Origin of the sequence: Mesorhizobium sp. B3-1-7, assembly GCF_006439385.1 — a bacterium.
Classification (GTDB): domain Bacteria; phylum Pseudomonadota; class Alphaproteobacteria; order Rhizobiales; family Rhizobiaceae; genus Mesorhizobium.
In genome coordinates this window covers 107866-125733 of record NZ_VFTL01000010.1, presented here as the reverse complement: position 1 = coordinate 125733, position 17868 = coordinate 107866, and the positions used below count along the sequence as shown (strand labels likewise).

The window sequence follows — 17868 nt, the reverse complement described above, 5'->3', positions numbered from 1 at the left end:
GATGGGAAGGATCGATGCCTTCGATATCGGACCGGACGATTTCCCGCAACCGCTGACCAAATGCTGGATCAAGGGAAAGGCAGCAGCCCGTCCACCGAACCCTCGGCACTGGTCAGCGTGTAATAGAGCCCACCATCGGTCGGCGTCGCCGACGGCCGGTCGAGGATCGGCACGGTGAAGACGAGCTTGCCGTCCTTCTCGCTGCGCACCGGCGCGCCGAACATGTAGTCCCGCTCGCCGGCGATGAAGAAGTCGACGGATTCCGGATTGCCTGGCGACTGCGCCTGGACGACAAGGGTTTCGTGGTCGCCGGGCAGCACGCTGACGCCGAAATCGGACCGGGCCGGAGAGGGCAACGTCGCGAGCGCGGTTTTCACCAATGCGGCGTCGGTGGCGTTGTCGGGATCGGCCCCAGGATCGACGCTGAGCCGGGTCTGCACCGGAATGCAGATCGTCTCGCAGATGCCCAGGAAGACATGGGCGTCGATGGTCGCCGGCTGGTCGGGCGAAGACAGCGTGAAGGTCACCGGCAGCGACACCGGACGGTCGTACCCGGCCCATTTGCCGTAGCCGTCGTCATGCCGCTGCGGCGGCGGGAACGACAATTGGGCGTCTGAGATGTTGGTGCTGCCGGATATGTCGAGCTGCGGCGGCACGCCGGCGTCGCCCGGATCGCGCCAATAAGTCTTCCAGCCGGGCTTCAGCGCGATGTCGAGCACCCCGTGGATCTTGCCGGCCTCGTCGGGCTTGCCGGTGGTCACCAGCCGAACCTTGCCGCCTTCACTGTTGTACCAGATTGAGGAGGAGGCCTCTGCCGGGAGGCTTGCAGCCCACCCGAAAACGACGCCGAGAACCAGTATTTTCATGTATCGCATGGCGGTGATTTGACCGTCCGTTCTTGGCCGCGCAATGACTTCATCGCTCTCCCGGTATCATATTTGCGTTACATCGGGGACTGGCACCATCTTTTCGGCGCAGCCGAAACGCGTTACGCTCAAGCCATGGACTTGCTGCGCCACAAGAAGTCGACCGCCGGACGCGGTTTTCTCGACGACCAGTTCCTGATTGCCATGCCTGGCATGAAGGACGACCGTTTCGCGCGCTCCGTCATCTACATCTGCGCCCACAGCGACGAGGGCGCGATGGGCCTGATCATCAACCAGACGCAGCAGATGCTGTTTCCGGACCTGCTTGTGCAGCTCGGCATCATGAACGAGCAGGAAGCGATCCGCCTGCCGGCGCATACGCGCGATTTCGTCGTGCGCAACGGCGGGCCCGTCGACCGCAGCCGCGGCTTCGTGCTGCATTCGGGCGACTATCGCGTGGAATCCTCGCTCAACGTCTCCGACGACGTCTGCCTGACGGCAACCGTCGACATCCTGCGCGCCATCTCGACCGGCCGTGGCCCGCGCCATGCGCTGATGGCGCTCGGCTATTCCGGCTGGGGCGCCGGCCAGCTCGAAACGGAGATCGCCGAGAACGGCTGGCTCACCTGTCCGGCGACGCCCGAGCTTCTCTTCGACACCGACATCGAGCGCAAATACGGCCGTATCCTTGCCTCGATCGGTATCGACCTTGCCCATCTCAGCGCCGCCGCGGGACACGCCTGAAGCCCAACGCTCGCGGTTGGCAGGAACGCTCGCGACTTCGCCATTCTCGGGTCAAGCCCGAGGATGACGAAGCGATGGGCCTCTAATGCATGTCGCGCAAAAGTGTGTGGCGGTTTTGCGATAACGACATGCATGAAAACAAAGGGCTTAAAGCGCGTCGCCTGAATCCGCTTCAGCGCGACGCGCTTTAAGCCTGCGTCAGCGGATACTGCTCCTTCAGCGTCTTCAGCACCTGGTCGCCGGGCATCGGCGCGCCGAACATGAAGCTCTGGACATATTCGCAGCCCATTTGGCGCAGCTCCAGCGCGTCGCTTTCGTCCGAAATGCCTTCCGCCACGACCGAAAGCCCGAGCTCATGCGCCATGTTGACCATGGATTTGAGCAGCACCGCGCGCTTCGGCGTGGCGTCGTCGACGAAGCTCTTGTCGATCTTGATCGTGTCGAAGGGGAAGCGCGTCAGATAGGAAAGCGAGGAATAGCCGGTGCCGAAATCGTCGAGCGACAGCCCGATGCCGAGCTGCTTCAGCTTGCTCAGCACATGCGCCGTCTGCTCGGGATTGTCCATCACCAGCGATTCGGTGAGTTCCAGCCGGAAGCAGCGCGGCTTCAGATTGGCACGCGCGATGACGGAGCGGACGTCGCTGACGAGGTCGCGGCGGATGAGCTGGCGGCTCGACAAATTGACCGAGACCGAGAGCGGCGCGTCGCCGATCTGCTTCTGCCAGGAGGCCAGGTCTTCGGCCGCCTGCTGCATGGCGAACAGGCCGAGCTGCACGATCAGCCCGCAATTCTCGGCCACCGGGATGAAGTCCCCCGGCGGGATCATGCCGCGGCGCGGGTGGTCCCACCGAAGCAGCGCCTCGAAGCCGGCGACGCTGCCGTCCTCCAGCCGCACGATCGGCTGGTAGGCAAGCGTGAACTCGCGCCGCTCGATGGCGCGGCGAAGGTCGGATTCGAATTGCAGCCGGTCGGTCCCGACGGTGCGGAAGGCGGGCCGGAACGGTTCGATCCTGTCGCCGCCGAAGCGCTTGGCCTGGTGCATGGCAAGCTCGGCGTCCTTGACCATGTCCTCGGCCGAGGTCTGCGCCGTCGTCCAGGTGATCAGGCCGATCGAGGCGGTCAGCACGATCTCGCGCTTGGCGAAGGTGATCGGGTTGTTGATTGCGTGTTTGATGGCGTCGGCGATTGCCGCGATGCGGGCAGGGTCCTGCTCCGAAAGCAGCATCAGCGCGAACTGGTCGCCGGCAAAGCGCGACAGCGAATCCTTCGGCTTCAAGAGCCGGTGCAGCCGGCGCGCGACGGTGAGCAGAATGGTGTCGCCGGCCGAAATTCCGAGACCGTCATTGACTTGCTTAAAGCGGTCGATGTCGATGATGAAGACCGTGGGGCGCACCTTCTCCTCGGTGCGGGCGATCGAGATGATCGCCTCCAGCCGGTTCATGAACAGTTCGCGGTTCGGTAGGCCGGTCAGGTTGTCGTGCACGGCATCGTGCAACAGCCTTTCCTCGGATTTCTTCTGTTCGGTGACGTCGACCATGGTGCCGACGCAGCGGATCACCTCGCCGTCGGAGCCGATAACCGGTCGGGCGCGCAGCGAGAACCAGTGGTAGTGGCCGTCGGCGCCGCGCAGGCGGAAGTTCTGCGCCACCTTGCCGCGGCGATGCTCCAGCACCACGTCGAGCGTGGTGCGGAACGTGTCGCGGTCGTCGGCATGCAGCACCGGCAGCCAGTTGCGCGCCGCACCCCCAAGGCTGTTGGGCGCAAGGCCGAGCTGCAGGCTGATGTCCGGCTTGGTCACCACCCGGTCGCGCAGCACATCCCAGTCCCAGACGATGTCGCCCGAGCCGGCGACGGCGAGCGCCTGCCGCTCGAGGTCGGAGAACAGGCCCTGGTGCAGCGCGCCGCCGGCAAAGGCGTGCTGCATGACGGTGAAGCCGATCAAGAGGATGATCAGGATCAGCCCGCCGCCCAGCGCCGGCTGGGCGATGTCGTTGTCCAGCATGCCGGTGATCGCCATCCACGACCCGCATAGCCATAGGAGCACCATCACCCAGCTCGGCACCAGCATGATCGCGCGGTCATAGCCGCGAATGCCGAGGAAGATGATGAGGCCGAGACCCGTGAGCGCGGTGGCGGCGAACGAGATGCGGGCAATGCCGGCGGCGACCGCCGGATCGACTATGGCCACGCCCGCGATTAACAGCAGTCCGAAGATCCAGACCAGCGCGCCATAGCTGAAATGGCCGTGCCAGCGGTTGAGGTTGAGATAGGCGAACAGGAACACCACGAAGGTTGCGGCCAGCGCCACCTCCGTGCCGGCCCGCCATATCTGCTCGTTGCCGGGCGATATCTCGATGATCTTGTTGAGGAAGCCGAAGTCGACGCAGATATAGGCCAGCACCGCCCAGGCGAGCGCCGCGGTCGCCGGGAACATCGAGGTTCCCTTGACCACGAACAGGATCGTCAGGAACAGCGCAAGAAGCCCCGAAATGCCGATGACGATGCCGCGGAACAGCGTGTAGGAATTGACCGAGTCCTTGTAGGAGTCCGGTTCCCAGAGATAGACCTGCGGCAGTTTCGGCGAGGCGAGCTCGGCGATGAAGGTCACCACCGTTCCGGGGTTCAGCGTCACCCGGAACACGTCGGCGTCCGGGCTTGTCTGGCGGTCGAGCGCGAAACCCTCGCTGGGCGTGATCGCGGCGATGCGCGTCGAGCCGAGGTCGGGCCAGAAGATGCCGGAATTCACCAAGCGGAAATGCGGCGCGACGATCAGCCGGTCGAGCTGCTGGTCGGTGGTGTTGGCGAGCGCGAACACGGCCCAGTCGCCGCTCGAGCGCGCGTCATTGGCCTCCACCTCGATGCGCCGCACGATGCCGTCGGGGCCGGGCGCGGTCGAGACCTGGAAATTCTCACCCTGGTTCCGGTAGATCTCGACGGCGCCGGACAGGTCCAGCGCCTTGTCGTCGCGCGCGATCTTGATCGGCTCGACGGCGAAAGCCGGCATGGCCGAAAAAAGCGTGACGACGACCGTCATGATGAGGGCGAACAGCGACGCTAATCGCGGAAAATTCGTCACAGTCAGCCCTTCGTTCCATCGCCCGGCGGATCGTCCGCGATCCGGGCGTAGAGGTAGTGATCCTGCCAGATGCCGTTGATCCTGAGATAGGATCGCAGAAGTCCTTCGCGCCGGAATCCGGCTTTTTCAAGCACGCGGATCGACCGGGCGTTTTCGGGAATACAGGCAGCTTCGATCCGGTGCAACCGCAGCGTATCGAAGGCGAAGCGCGAGACGAGCTTGACCGCATCGGTCATCAGGCCGCGGCCGCCGAATCGTTCGCCGATCCAGTAGCCGATATGGCCGCTCTGGGCGACGCCATGGCGGATGTTGCCGAGCGTGATGCCGCCGGCAAGCTTGCCGCTCGATTTCTCGAAGATGAAGAAGGCGATCGCCGTGCCTTGCGCGTAATCCTCGCGGTAGCGGCTGATGCGCAGGCGCCACGCGGTGCGGTCGAGCTCGTCCGGCTGCCAGCGCGGCTCCCAAGGTTCGAGGAAAGCGCGGCTTTCGCCGCGCACCGCCGCCCATTCGCGGTAGTCGTTGGTCAAGGGCACGCGCAGCGTGACCTTGTCGCCCTTCAGTGCCGGCAGGTCACGGCGAAAGAAAGGGAGCGCGAACACGGCGCTTGTTCTAAGCGGATATTCGTGGGATGCCCCACGAATATCTGCTTAGATTCCCTGGTTTTTCGCAGGCCCTGATCGCAAAATGGGACACTTTTGCGGAACCTGCTTAGGGGTCAGACGGCGAGCCGGCGGGCCGTCGTCTGCGGGCCCGCAAGCGATTCGAGGATCGCCTCGTAGGGCGCAAGCGTGCCCACGGGGCCGACCGCGGTAAGCGTCGGCTTGGTCGAGAACAGCCGCGAGGAGAGGTCGGTCAGCCGCTCGACGGTCAGCGCCGAAAGCCGCTCCATCAATTCCTCCTTGGCGATCGGCCGTCCGAACAACAGCAATTGCCTTGCGATCTGCGAGGCCCGGCTGGCCGGGCTTTCGGCCGACATGATGAGCCCGGCGCGGTATTGCGCCCGGGCCCGGTCGAGTTCTTCCTGCAGGATGCTTTCGCCGGCCTTCTGCAACTCGCCGATGATCACCGGCACCAGCTTGGCGATGTCGCTCTGGCCGGTCGCGGCATGCACGCCGAAGATGCCGGTGTCGGAAAAACCCCAGTGGAAGGCATAGACCGAGTAGCAGAGGCCGCGCTTTTCGCGCACCTCCTGGAACAGCCTCGACGACATGCCGCCGCCCAGGATCATCGACAGCACCTGCGAGGCGTAGAAATCGCGTACATGATAGGCGCGGCCCTCGAAGCCGAGCACGATCTGCGCATCCATCAGGTCGCGATCCTCGCGGAAGTCGCCGCCGACATATTGCGCGTATTGCGGGATGTTGCCGGCCGCCTTGGCGCGGAAACCGCCGAGCCGCTTCTCGACCTCGCGCACGAAATTGTCGTGCTTGACGTCGCCGGCGGCCACGATGACCATCCGCTCGGCGTCATATTGCCGCTCGATGAAGTCGTGCAGTTGCTTGGAAGTGAAGGATTTGACCGTCTCCGGCGTGCCCAGGATCGAGCGGCCGATGGTCTGGTGGCGGAAGGCCGTTTCGGTGAAGCGGTCGAAGACGATGTCGTCGGGCGTGTCGTGCGCGGCGCCGATCTCCTGCAGGATCACATGCTGCTCGCGCTCCAGCTCCTCCGGATCGAATTCGGACTCCTGCAGGATGTCGGCCAGGATATCGACCGCCAGCGGCACGTCGCCGGACAACACTCTTGCATAGTAGGACGTCGTCTCGACGCTGGTGGCGGCGTTGATCTCGCCGCCGACATTCTCGATTTCCGAGGCGATCTCGAAGGCGCTGCGGCGCTTTGTGCCCTTGAACGCCATGTGCTCGAGCAGATGGGCCATGCCATGCTCTTCGTCGCGCTCGTTGCGGGCGCCTGACTTGACCCAGGCTCCGAGGGCAACCGATTCGATGCTTGGAAGGGTTTCGGTGGCGACTGTCAGGCCGTTCGACAGACGGCTTACCTCAACACCCATATGGCAAGTACTCCCTAACGCGCCGCCCGCGAGTGGCGGTTCACATAATCTTCCACCATTTTCAAGTCGGATGGAAGTATCGTGTATTTTTCGTCGGCTGTCATCAAGCCGCCTAGCCATGCGGGCAGGGCAGGGGTGACGCCGCTCGCTGCCTCGACCGCTGCCGGGAATTTCGCCGGATGCGCGGTGCCGAGCACCACCATGGGCACCGGACCGGAGGCGTGGGCGGCCGCGACATGAACGGCGGCGGCCGTGTGCGGATCGAGCAGGTAGTTGCTCGCTTCCAGCGTCGCGCGGATGGTGGCGGCGACCTCATCGACGCTGGCGCGGCCGGCGTCGAATTCGGCGCGGATGCGCTTGAGTTGGCCTTCCTCGATGGTGAAGGCGCCCGACTGCTTCAGGCCGTTCATGTAGCGCCTGACCGTCTCGGCGTTGCGACCGGCCGCCTCGAACAGCAGCCGCTCGAAATTCGAAGACACCTGGATGTCCATCGACGGCGAGGTCGTGGCGAACACGCCCTTGGTGCGGTATTCGCCGCTCGCCAATGCGCGCGCCAGGATGTCGTTGTCGTTGGTGGCGATGATCAGCCGCTCGATCGGCAAGCCCATGCGCTTGGCGGCGTAACCGGCGAAAATATCGCCGAAATTGCCGGTCGGCACGGTGAAGGAAACCGGCCGATCCGGCGCGCCAAGCGAGAGGGCCGACGAGAAATAATAGACGATCTGGGCCATGATGCGGGCCCAGTTGATCGAATTGACGCCCGACAGCGACACCCGGTCGCGAAAGGCGTGGTCGTTGAACATGTCCTTCACCAGGCCCTGGCAATCGTCGAAATTGCCTTCGACCGACAGCGCGTGGACGTTTGCCGCGCTCGACGTCGTCATCTGCCGCTGCTGCACCGGCGAGACCTTGCCGTGCGGGAAAAGGATGAAGATGTCGGTGCGGTCGCGGCCGGCGAAGGCGTCGATCGCGGCACCCCCGGTGTCGCCGGAGGTCGCGCCGACGATGGTGGCGCGCTGGCCGCGTTCGGCAAGCGCATGGTCCATCAGTCGCGCCAGCAACTGCATCGCCACGTCCTTGAAGGCCAGCGTCGGGCCGTGGAACAGCTCGAGGATGAAGGTGTTTTTCCCGGTCTGCACCAGCGGGCAGACGGCCTCATGCCGGAAAGTCGCATAAGCCTCGCGCACCAGCCGCTCGAAGACGGGCGCCGCGATCTCGCCGCCGAGGAACGGCGTCAGCACGCGGATGGCAAGGTCGGGATAGGCAAGCCCGCGCATGGCGCGGATGTCGGTGGCTGAAAATTGCGGCCACTCGCGCGGCACGTAAAGCCCGCCGTCGCGCGCCAGGCCGGCCAGCACCGCGTCGGAAAATCCAAGCGCGGGCGCATCCCCGCGGGTACTCACATATTGCATCTTCAAAGGCCCATTGTTGCCGGTCGCGTCATCCACGGCAATTGGTTAATTTTCCGAGCCGGCTCAGTCGCATTTTTGCCGCGCGGTTGCTATACGTCACCGGCTTTGTGAGAGGGAAGTGCAGTTTCATGGCGTTTTATTCGGTCAACCGTCGTTTTGTCGCGGGTCTGGCGCTCGCCGGCTTTATGCTTGCCGCCGCCGGCTGCCAATCGAGCGACAATGGCATCCTGGACCTCGGTTTCGGCAAGAAAACGGATCCGACCGCGCCGCCACCGCCGCCGGATCCCAAGATCCTCGCCAGCCAGCTGCGCGCCTATTGCCCGAAAGTGACGCTGCGCGACGGCACCGCCTATTTCAACACCTACGCCAAGGGCACCGCGGCGAAGCCGAAGAAAAAGAAGCTTGATCCCGCGGCGCAAGCCGAGGCCGAGGCAGCCGCCACGGCCGCCCAGACCGGACCAAACGGCCAGCCGATCGACCCCGATCACGATCCGTCGAAGGTCATCTACCAGGCCTCGATCACCGACGTGACACGCGATTGCACCCATGCCAACGGCCAGATGTCGATGAAGATCGCCGTCGCCGGCAAGGTCGTGCCAGGGCCAGTCTTCGCGCCCGGCACCGTCACCATGCCGATCCGCATCGCGGTTCAGCGGGGCGACGAGGTGCTTTATTCCCAGCTGCATCAGTACCAGGTGCAGGTCACCGACCCGTCGGCCGCTACCCAGTTCGTCTTCGTCGACAGCAATGTCGTGGTGCCGGAGCCTTCCGCGCGCGACTATCAGGCCTATGCCGGCTATGACGAGAACACGCCGGCTACGGCCGCCGAAAAGTCCAAGGGCAAGAGGAAGAAGCGCGCTCCGGCCACGAACTAGCCTAGGCGTCCTCGGACCACTCCGACAGCGCGGCGATGGTGCCGTTCAGTTCCGCCCAGCGCCGGATGACCGTCTCGGCGCCGGCCTCGGTCAGCGCGTCGGCATGGCCCGGATAGCTGTGTCCCGCGCCGGTGAAGCCGATGACGCGCATGCCGGCCGCCCTGGCGCCGGCGATGCCATGCACGGAATCCTCGATGACGAAAGTGTTCTTCGGGTTGGCGCCGAGTTGCTCGGCGGCGTAGAGGAATACGTCAGGCGCCGGCTTGGTCTTCTTGCTGGGAATGTCCAGCCCCGAAAAGATGCGGCCGGCGAAGAACGGCAGCAGCCGCACCTTCTCCAGCATGAATTCGACCCGTTCGGTGCGCGAATTGGAGCAGACGGCGCGCGGCGCGGTGACTGCGGCTACCGCCTCGCGGGCACCCTCGATGATGCGCACGTCTGCGCGCAGCTTGCGGTCGACCAGTTCCTCGGCGCGGTCGATCAGCGAGGCCTGGAATGGAATCTGCGACTTCTCCTCGACCCGCAGCATGATGTCCTTGAAGGTGAGACCGGCATAGGTCTCGGCAAGCTCCTCGGCCGAAATCTCGAATCCGGCCGACGTCAGAAGCTCGGCCTCGACCCGCGCGGCGATGATTTCGGAATCGACGAGCACCCCGTCGCAATCGAAAATGACAAGATCTGGCTGGGGCATGGCAATCCGGGAAATGTTGGGGAAAAGGCCTATTGGCTTAGAGCATGACGCCGAAAAGTGTGGAGCGGTTTTCGGAGGGCATCATGCTCTATTTCTTTGATCTAGGCGGCGCGGCATACACCAATGGACCGGCCTGCGCAAACCGCGTGAGCCGGGCGGCGAGCCTTCACCGAATGTTTACGCTGATCGGTAACCATAACAGCCAGTAAACCGTAACGCGTTCTTTTGGGTGTTTTGATGTCTGCCGTGCGTCTTATCGACGAGCTTTCCCAATCTCCCCAGCAGTCCGAATGGCTGGACACGATCCTGAAGGGCGATTGCGTCGCCGCGCTGGACAAGCTGCCGGAAAAATCGGTCGACATCATCTTCGCCGACCCGCCCTACAATCTGCAGCTCGACGGCGACCTGCGCCGGCCCGACCAGTCCAAGGTCGACGCCGTCGACGACGACTGGGACCAATTCGAGAGTTTCGAGGCCTATGATGCCTTCACCCGCGCCTGGCTGCTCGCGGCGCGGCGCGTGCTGAAGCCCAGCGGCACCATCTGGGTCATCGGCTCCTATCACAACATCTTCCGCGTCGGCGCCCGCATGCAGGATCTCGGCTTCTGGATCCTCAACGACATCGTCTGGCGCAAGACCAACCCGATGCCGAATTTCCGCGGCCGCCGCTTTCAGAACGCGCATGAGACGATGATCTGGGCCTCGCGCGACCAGAAGGCCAAGGGCTACACCTTCAATTACGAAGCGCTCAAGGCCTCGAACGACGATCTGCAGATGCGCTCCGACTGGCTGTTCCCGATCTGCACCGGCGGCGAGCGGCTGAAGGACGAGAACGGCAACAAGCTGCATCCGACGCAGAAGCCGGAAGCGCTGCTTGCCCGTATCATGATGGCCTCGACCAAGCCGGGCGACGTCGTGCTCGATCCCTTCTTCGGCTCCGGCACCACTGGCGCCGTCGCCAAGCGCCTTGGCCGCCATTTTGTCGGCATCGAGCGCGAGCAGGCCTATATCGACGCTGCCAATGAGCGCATCGCCGCGGTGCGTCCGCTGGAAAACGCCGACCTCACCGTGCTTTCGGGCAAGCGTGCCGAGCCGCGCGTCGCCTTCATCAGCCTGATCGACAACGGCCTGGTGACGCCGGGCGCCACGCTTTACGACGCCAGGAAGCGCTGGGCGGCGAAAGTGCGCGCCGACGGCACGCTGGCGATTGGCGACAGCGCCGGCTCGATCCACAAGATCGGCGCCGAAGTGCAGGGGCTGGATGCCTGCAACGGCTGGACCTTCTGGCACTATGAGCGCAGCGGCGGCTTGACCCCGATCGACGAATTGCGCCGCATCGCCCGCCTCGGCATGGAGCGGGCAGGGGCCTGAGCCGCCAGCCCCTCTTGAATCAACACCTCAACGGATCGCCGCAAGCGATTCAGTTCAGGCCGCAATCCCGAACCGCTGAAGGTCTGCTTTAAGCGTCCTGGCGTCGGTGAACAGCACCGACTGCCAGCCGGCGGCCCTGGCGCCGTCGACATTCTTCTGGCTATCGTCGATGAACAATGTGGCGGATGGCTCGAGACCGAACGCAGTCACGTGATGATCATAGATGGCGCGGTCCGGCTTGATCTGGCGGATGTCGGCCGACACGGTCACGCCGCGCGGCCGGTTGAGAAAGTCGAAACGCTGCCGTGCTTCGGCAAGCGTGTCGGCGGCGAAGTTGGTCAGCATGGTCACATCGTGGCCGCGCTCGATCAGGCCGAGCATGATGGCGACGCTGTCGTCATAGGCATGCGGCACCATCTCGTGCCAATGGCGGCGGAAGTTACGGATGTTCTCGGCGTGATCGGGATGCTCGGCGATCAGCAACGCCTCTGCATCTTCCCATGTGCGGCCGCGATCCTGCTCGATGTTCCACTCGCTGGTGCAGACATTGTCGAAGAACCATTTGCGCTCTTCGGCATCCGGTATCAGCCGGCTGAACGCAAGGTCCGGATCGTAATGGATCAGCACCTTGCCGATGTCGAACACGATATGGCGGATTTCGGTCATGCAGGCCTCTTTGCACTGTGCGGCGACGGTTTCTTGGTCGCGCCCGGTATCGCCACCTCGATTGCCTTTTTCATGACAGTCGGCAGCGCTTCCCCGGAAATATCATGAGCCAGCGACCAGAAATGCCCGTCCGGCGCGTCGCCTTTGACGCGGGCATGGAAGATTTCGAGTTCGAGCGCGAAATGGGTGAAGACGTGCCCGATCTGCCCGGCGCGGCGCCAATCGGCGACAAAAGGCGCGGCCTCGGCCGTCGTGGCGCCGTCAACCCGCGCTGTCCAGCCGGTGGTCGGCACCTCGGTCATACCGCCGAGCAAGCCCTTCTCGGGCCGCTTGCGGAGCAGGATGGCGCCGTCCTCGCGCTCGGCGACGAAGGCGGCACCCTTGCGCAGCGGCTTGTCGTCTTTCGGCAGCCGGACCGGGAAACGTTCAGGATCGCCGGTGAGAATGGCGCTGCAATCCTCGCGGATCGGGCAGAGCATGCAGCGCGGCCGCTTCGGCGTGCAGATCGTCGCGCCGAGATCCATCATCGCCTGGGCAAAGTCCCCGGGCCGCGTCTGCGGCACCAGTTTTTCGACCAGCGCGCGGATCTGCGGCTTGGCCTCGCCGAGCGGCGTTTCGATCGAATAGAGACGGGTCACGACCCGCTCGACATTGCCATCGACGACCGCCGCTGGCCGGTCGAAGGCGATCGCGGCGATCGCCGCCGCGGTATAGGCGCCGATTCCGGGCAATTCGCGCAGACCCGCCTCGGTGTCGGGAAAACGGCCGCCTCGGAGCGCCACCAGGTCGGCGCAGGCTTTCAGGTTGCGCGCCCTGGAATAATAGCCGAGCCCGGCCCACGCCTTCATCACATCCTCGGCGGGCGCCGCCGCCAACGCTTCGACCGTCGGCCATTTCTCAACGAAATTGCGGAAATAGGCTTTCACCGCCTCGACCATGGTCTGCTGCAGCATCACCTCGGACATCCACACGCGATAGGGATCGGCCCTTGCACCGCGCGCAAACGCAGCGGGCGTGACGCGCCAGGGCAGGTCGCGGTGATGCGCGTCATACCAGGCAAGCAGGCGGGAGGCGATATCCGGGGATCCAGCTTTGCTGGTATCTCCGGATCCGATATCGCCGAATGCGGCCTTCTGTGATGCCTTGCAGGTCTGATCGAGCGGTGCCATTGATCGGATGAGCTGGGGAACTGGAGAACGCACATGGCAGGGAAAAGGCGCTTCGGCAATCCCGTTCCGGTGAGCGATCTCGCCACCGAGATCCTCGACCCGGTGCTGAAGAAGCGCGCCGGTATCTCGATCGGGCTGGTGCAGTCCTGGGAAGAGATCGCCGGGCCGCGCCTGGCCGCCCACTCGCGGCCGGAGAAGATCCAGTGGCCGCGCCGCTTGCACGAGGACGATCCGTTCGAGCCGGCGACCTTGATCATCGCCTGCGAAGGCATGGCGGCGTTGCATCTGCAGCACGAGGCCGGCGAGGTGATCAACCGCGTCAATGCCTTCCTGGGTTTCAACGCGGTCGGCCGCATCAAGATTCTGCAAAAACCGGTGCTTTCGCAAAAGGCGCGGCCGAAGCCGGCGCCGCGCCCTCTGAGCGAGGCGGAGAAGTCGAAGCTTTCGGTTCTGGTCGGCCAGATCGAGGATGACGGCCTGCGCGCTTCGCTGGAGCGGCTCGGCGCCACGATTATGGGTGAAAGGAAGCCCAAAGGGTCGTAAGAAGCGTCATGAATGCGTCACCAATCTCGCGCATTCGTGATGCTTGTGATCAAGTTTCGCGATTGGATTGGGGATCGCGATGCCTTAATTCGCGCCAACTCTCGCCTTTTCTAGCCCTTGCATTGCAAAATCCAACCGATATCAGGTGATTCGCATGAACCGTGCCCCGTCTGGCAAAAGCTTGTCTCGCAGAAACCTTCTGACCGCGCTGGCTGCTGTTCCTGCGGTGGCGCTGCTTGCCGCATGCAGCGAGTCCGGCGAGGAGGCGAAGGCAGCCGATGTGAAGCCGGCCAACCCGTCGACGCCTGCCAAGCCGGCCGCCACGCCGGCGGCGGTCCAGGTGCCCGAGGCGCAGGGCACCGTGGACATGACGGAACTGCTCAAGCCTGGCGCGCTGCCCGACAAGCAGCTCGGCAAGGACGACGCCAAGGTCACCATCGTCGAATACGCATCGATGACCTGCCCGCATTGCGCGCATTTCAACGACACCACCTTCCCACAGTTGAAGTCGAAATATATCGACACCGGCAAGGTCCGTTACATTCTGCGCGAATTCCCGTTCGACCCGAGCGCCGAGGCCGGCTTCATGCTGGCGCGCTGCTCGAAGGACAATTACTTCGCCATGGTCGACGTGCTGTTCAAGCAGCAGCCGAGCTGGGTCGGCGTCAACAACACCAAGGAAGCGCTGCTGCAGATCTCGAAGCTGGCCGGTTTTACACAGGAGTCCTTTGAGTCCTGCTTGACGGACCAGAAACTTCTGGACGATGTGAGAGCAGTCCAGAAACGCGGAGCGGACGAGTTCAAGGTCGACTCGACGCCGACCTTCTTCATCAACGGAAAGACCTACAAAGGGGCGATGTCGATTGAGGAAATGTCGGCCATCATCGACCCTCTGCTCTGACATCCAGGCCGCGCCGAAGCGGTCCGGCTTCGGCGCGCACGCCTGTAGTGTTGGGCGGCGCGAATGAAATTTTCGCGCCTTCGCCTCCTCGGTTTCAAATCCTTTGTCGAGCCCGGCGAGTTCGTCATCGAACGCGGGCTTACCGGTATTGTCGGGCCGAACGGCTGCGGCAAGTCGAACCTCGTCGAAGCTTTGCGCTGGGTGATGGGCGAAAGCTCCTACAAGAACATGCGCGCGTCCGGCATGGACGACGTGATCTTCTCAGGCTCCGGCGCGCGCCCTGCGCGCAACACCGCCGAAGTCACGCTTTTCCTCGACAATACCGACCGCACGGCGCCTTCCGCCTTCAACGACGCCGATGAACTGCAGGTGTCGCGCCGCATCGAGCGCGAGGCGGGCTCGCTCTACCGCATCAACGGCAAGGAAGCGCGCGCCAAGGACGTGCAGCTTCTGTTCGCCGACCAGTCGACCGGCGCACGCTCGCCCTCCATGGTCGGCCAGGGCCGTATCGGCGAGCTGATCCAGGCCAAGCCGCAGGCCCGCCGCGCCCTGCTCGAAGAAGCCGCCGGCATCTCCGGCCTGCACACGCGCCGGCATGAGGCCGAGCTTCGGCTCAAGGCGGCCGAGCAGAACCTCGAGCGGCTGGACGACGTCGTCGGCGAGCTGGAAGGCCAGATCGAGAGTCTGAAGCGCCAGGCCCGCCAGGCGTCGCGCTTCAAGAACCTGTCGGCTGATATCCGCAAGGCCGAAGCGACGCTGCTGCATCTGCGCTGGACGCTGGCAAAAACCCAGGAAGGGGAGGCGCGTTCCGCGCTTGCCGTCGCCACCACACTGGTCGGCGACCGCGCCGCCGACCAGATGGCGGCGGCCAGGGAGCAGGGCATCGCAGCGCACCGGCTGCCGGACCTGCGCGACGCGGAAGCCGCCGCTGCTGCCGCCTTCCAGCGCCTGTCGATCGCCAAGACCCAGATCGAGGAAGAGGCCGGCCGCATCCGCGCCCGCCAGACCGAGCTCGAACGCCGCCTGCAGCAGCTCGACGCCGACATCGCCCGCGAGGAGCGGATGGTGCGAGACAATGCCGACATCCTGGAGCGCCTGCGCACCGAGGAAGCCGGGCTCAATTCGGAAAACGCCGGTGCCGCCGAGCGCGAGGCGACCACGCGCGCCGCCTTCGAGCAGGCCGGCGCGACGCTCTCGCAGAGCGAAGCAAAACTTGCCGCGCTGACCGCCGAGCGCGCCGAGGCGGCCGCCTCGCGCCACCAGATCGAGCGCTCGCTACGCGAGACTGCCGAGCGCCGTGATCGCTTCGCCCGTCAGCTCGCCGAGGTCGACCGCGAGCTTTCCGACATCGTCGCGCGCATTTCCGGCCTGCCGGATCCGGCCGAGAAGCGGCTGTTCGTCGAGGATGCGCTTGCCCGGCTGGAAGAGAGCGAGGCCGGTGCCATTGCCGCCGAGCAGGCCGTCGCCGAGGCCCGCACTGCTGAAAGCGCCGCAAGGCCTCCGCTGCAGGATGCAAGGGCCGAACTGGCGCGCATCGAGACGGAAGCGCGCACGCTGGCGAAGATCCTCAATGCCACCAGCGGGGGCGATCTTTTCCCTTCGGTGCTGGAGCAGATCAGTGTCGAGCGCGGCTACGAAACCGCACTTGGCGCGGCCCTTGGCGAGGACCTCGACGTTCCGCTCGACCGCAGCGCTCCGGTACATTGGGGCGAAAGCTCGGTCCAGCCCGGCGATGCGTCGCTGCCCGAAGGTGTGAAGAGCCTGGCCAGCGTCGTTCGCGCGCCGGCGCAGCTTGCCCGCCGCCTCGCGCAGATCGGCATCGTCGACGCCGTCGACGGCCGCCGGTTGCAGGCGCTTCTGGCCCCCGGCCAGCGGCTGGTCAGCCGCGATGGCGCGCTCTGGCGCTGGGACGGCTTGACGGCGAGCGCCGACGCTCCGACCGCCGCCGCGCTGCGGCTGGCGCAGAAGAACCGCCTGGCGGAGCTCGATGCCGAAGCCGTGCAGGCGACGCTTGTCGTACGCGAGGCCGAGGAGGCGTTGACGCATGCCGAGCAGGCGATGCGCCAGGCAAGCGATGCCGAGCGCAATGCGCGCCAGGCCGGCCGCGACGCCCAGCATGCGCTGGATGCGGCCCGCAACGCGCTGGCCGAGGCCGAGAAGGCCGGCGGCGAGCTGTTGAGCCGGCGCGCCGCGCTTGAAGAGGCACGCGCTCGCATTGTTGACAGCCATGAGGAGACGCAGGCCGCTTTCCTCGAAGCCGAGGCGATGTTGCAGGACGCGCCCGATCTTGGCGACCTGCAATTGCAGCTCGAACAGGCCTCCGCCAACGTCTCGCGCGACCGCGCTACGCTCGCCGATGCGCGCGCCGTGCATGAAGGGCTGCGGCGCGAAGCCGAGGCGCGCATGCGCCGGCTGGACGCCATCGGTGCCGAACGCAAGAACTGGCTGGAGCGCGCCGAGAATGCCTCGACGCAGATCGCGGCCCTTGGCGAGCGCAAGGCCGAAGCCGAGGCCGAGCGCGAAAGGCTGGCCGACGCGCCGGACGAGATCGACGCCAAGCGCCGCGCCCTGCTGACGCAGCTTTCCGAGGCCGAAGCTTTGCGCCAGGCGGCGAGCGACCGCCTGCAGGAGGCGGAGAGCAAGCAGGCCGAGCTCGACAAGGCGGCCACCGCCGCCATCCAGTCGCTCGCCGAATCGCGCGAAACCCGCGTCCGCGCCGAGGAGCGGCTCACCGCGGCGGATGAACGCCGCGCCGAGGTCGAGGCGCGCATCCAGGAAGCGCTCAACACGCCGCCGCGTCTGGTCATCAAGCATACCGGCCTCGAAGCCGACGACCCGATGCCCGACATGGCCGAGATCGAACGCCAGCTCGACCGATTGAAGATCGAGCGCGAGCGGCTCGGCGCCGTCAACCTGCGCGCCGAGGAAGAGCAGAAGGAATTGTCGGAGCGGCTGGAGACCATCGTTTCCGAGCGCGAGGACATCATCGAGGCGATTAGAAAACTGCGCCAGGCGATCCAGAGCCTCAACCGCGAGGGCCGCGAGCGGCTGCTGTCGGCCTTCGAGGTGGTCAACGGCCATTTCCAGCGGCTGTTCTCGCATTTGTTCGGCGGCGGCACGGCCGAGCTGCAGTTGATCGAGTCCGAGGATCCGCTGGAGGCGGGGCTGGAAATCCTCGCCCGTCCGCCTGGCAAGAAGCCGCAGACCATGACGCTGCTTTCCGGCGGCGAGCAGGCGCTGACGGCGATGTCGCTGATCTTCGCCGTGTTCCTCACCAACCCCGCGCCGATCTGCGTGCTCGACGAGGTCGACGCGCCTCTCGACGACCACAATGTCGAGCGCTTTTGCAATTTGATGGACGAGATGTCGAAGACCACCGAAACCCGCTTCGTCATCATCACCCACAACCCCATCACCATGGCGCGCATGGACCGGCTGTTCGGTGTCACCATGGCCGAGCAAGGCGTCAGCCAGCTGGTCTCGGTCGACCTGCAAGCGGCCGAGGCGATGCGCGAGGCGAGCTGAGCTCGCCTTTCTCACGTTCAA

At 65.1% G+C, this 17868-nt stretch carries 14 protein-coding genes; 6 read left to right on the top strand and 8 right to left on the bottom strand.

Annotation, left to right across the window (positions count from 1 at the left end):
* Positions 1 to 68 precede the first annotated feature (68 nt).
* Positions 69 to 875 (bottom strand): protein-disulfide reductase DsbD domain-containing protein, encoded by an 807-nt coding sequence (locus tag FJ417_RS11010; RefSeq protein ID WP_140647295.1) that lies wholly within the window; start codon positions 873 to 875, stop codon positions 69 to 71.
* A 126-nt stretch (positions 876 to 1001) separates the two neighbouring features.
* On the opposite strand from FJ417_RS11010, the gene FJ417_RS11005 reads away from it, so the two are divergent.
* Positions 1002 to 1610, top strand: coding sequence for a YqgE/AlgH family protein (locus tag FJ417_RS11005; RefSeq protein WP_140647296.1), 609 nt, complete (start codon positions 1002 to 1004; stop codon positions 1608 to 1610).
* 187 nt (positions 1611 to 1797) lie between these two features.
* Here FJ417_RS11005 and FJ417_RS11000 read toward each other — a convergent pair whose 3' ends face one another.
* From FJ417_RS11000 to thrC, 4 genes are all read right to left on the bottom strand, one after another.
* Positions 1798 to 4644 (bottom strand): EAL domain-containing protein, encoded by a 2847-nt coding sequence (locus FJ417_RS11000; RefSeq protein WP_140705348.1) that lies wholly within the window; start codon positions 4642 to 4644, stop codon positions 1798 to 1800.
* A gap of 44 nt (positions 4645 to 4688) precedes the next feature.
* A complete protein-coding gene (locus FJ417_RS10995) occupies positions 4689 to 5285 on the bottom strand; it encodes a GNAT family protein (protein WP_140647297.1) in 597 nt (198 codons plus the stop codon).
* A gap of 116 nt (positions 5286 to 5401) precedes the next feature.
* Entirely contained in the window at positions 5402 to 6694 is a 1293-nt protein-coding gene (locus FJ417_RS10990; protein WP_140705350.1) for a pitrilysin family protein, read from the bottom strand.
* A gap of 14 nt (positions 6695 to 6708) precedes the next feature.
* A complete protein-coding gene (gene thrC / locus FJ417_RS10985; RefSeq protein WP_140783452.1) occupies positions 6709 to 8106 on the bottom strand; it encodes a threonine synthase in 1398 nt (465 codons plus the stop codon).
* Between the two features lie 128 nt (positions 8107 to 8234).
* Between thrC and FJ417_RS10980 the strand changes: the two genes are divergently transcribed.
* Complete coding sequence (locus tag FJ417_RS10980; RefSeq protein WP_140783410.1) at positions 8235 to 8981, top strand: hypothetical protein; 747 nt, start codon at positions 8235 to 8237, stop codon at positions 8979 to 8981.
* 1 nt (position 8982) lies between these two features.
* Here the strand turns inward: FJ417_RS10980 and FJ417_RS10975 are convergent, their stop codons facing one another.
* Complete coding sequence (locus tag FJ417_RS10975; protein ID WP_140659162.1) at positions 8983 to 9672, bottom strand: HAD family phosphatase; 690 nt, start codon at positions 9670 to 9672, stop codon at positions 8983 to 8985.
* A gap of 237 nt (positions 9673 to 9909) precedes the next feature.
* Between FJ417_RS10975 and FJ417_RS10970 the strand changes: the two genes are divergently transcribed.
* The gene (locus tag FJ417_RS10970) at positions 9910 to 11043 is read left to right on the top strand and encodes a site-specific DNA-methyltransferase (RefSeq protein WP_140783409.1); all 1134 of its coding nucleotides are present in this window, start codon (positions 9910 to 9912) and stop codon (positions 11041 to 11043) included.
* Between the two features lie 54 nt (positions 11044 to 11097).
* Here the strand turns inward: FJ417_RS10970 and FJ417_RS10965 are convergent, their stop codons facing one another.
* Positions 11098 to 11709, bottom strand: coding sequence for an HAD family phosphatase (locus FJ417_RS10965; RefSeq protein ID WP_140657140.1), 612 nt, complete (start codon positions 11707 to 11709; stop codon positions 11098 to 11100).
* Entirely contained in the window at positions 11706 to 12878 is a 1173-nt protein-coding gene (gene mutY / locus FJ417_RS10960) for an A/G-specific adenine glycosylase (RefSeq protein ID WP_140783408.1), read from the bottom strand. Before mutY ends, FJ417_RS10965 begins: the two co-directional genes overlap by 4 nt.
* A 33-nt stretch (positions 12879 to 12911) precedes the next feature.
* On the opposite strand from mutY, the gene FJ417_RS10955 reads away from it, so the two are divergent.
* The 3 genes from FJ417_RS10955 (at position 12912) to smc (ending at position 17847) form a co-directional block, all read left to right on the top strand.
* Entirely contained in the window at positions 12912 to 13421 is a 510-nt protein-coding gene (locus FJ417_RS10955) for a DUF721 domain-containing protein (protein WP_140783407.1), read from the top strand.
* A gap of 154 nt (positions 13422 to 13575) precedes the next feature.
* Complete coding sequence (locus FJ417_RS10950) at positions 13576 to 14322, top strand: DsbA family protein (protein ID WP_140783406.1); 747 nt, start codon at positions 13576 to 13578, stop codon at positions 14320 to 14322.
* A gap of 63 nt (positions 14323 to 14385) precedes the next feature.
* A complete protein-coding gene (gene smc / locus FJ417_RS10945) occupies positions 14386 to 17847 on the top strand; it encodes a chromosome segregation protein SMC (RefSeq protein ID WP_140783405.1) in 3462 nt (1153 codons plus the stop codon).
* The last annotated feature ends 21 nt before the right edge of the window (positions 17848 to 17868 follow it).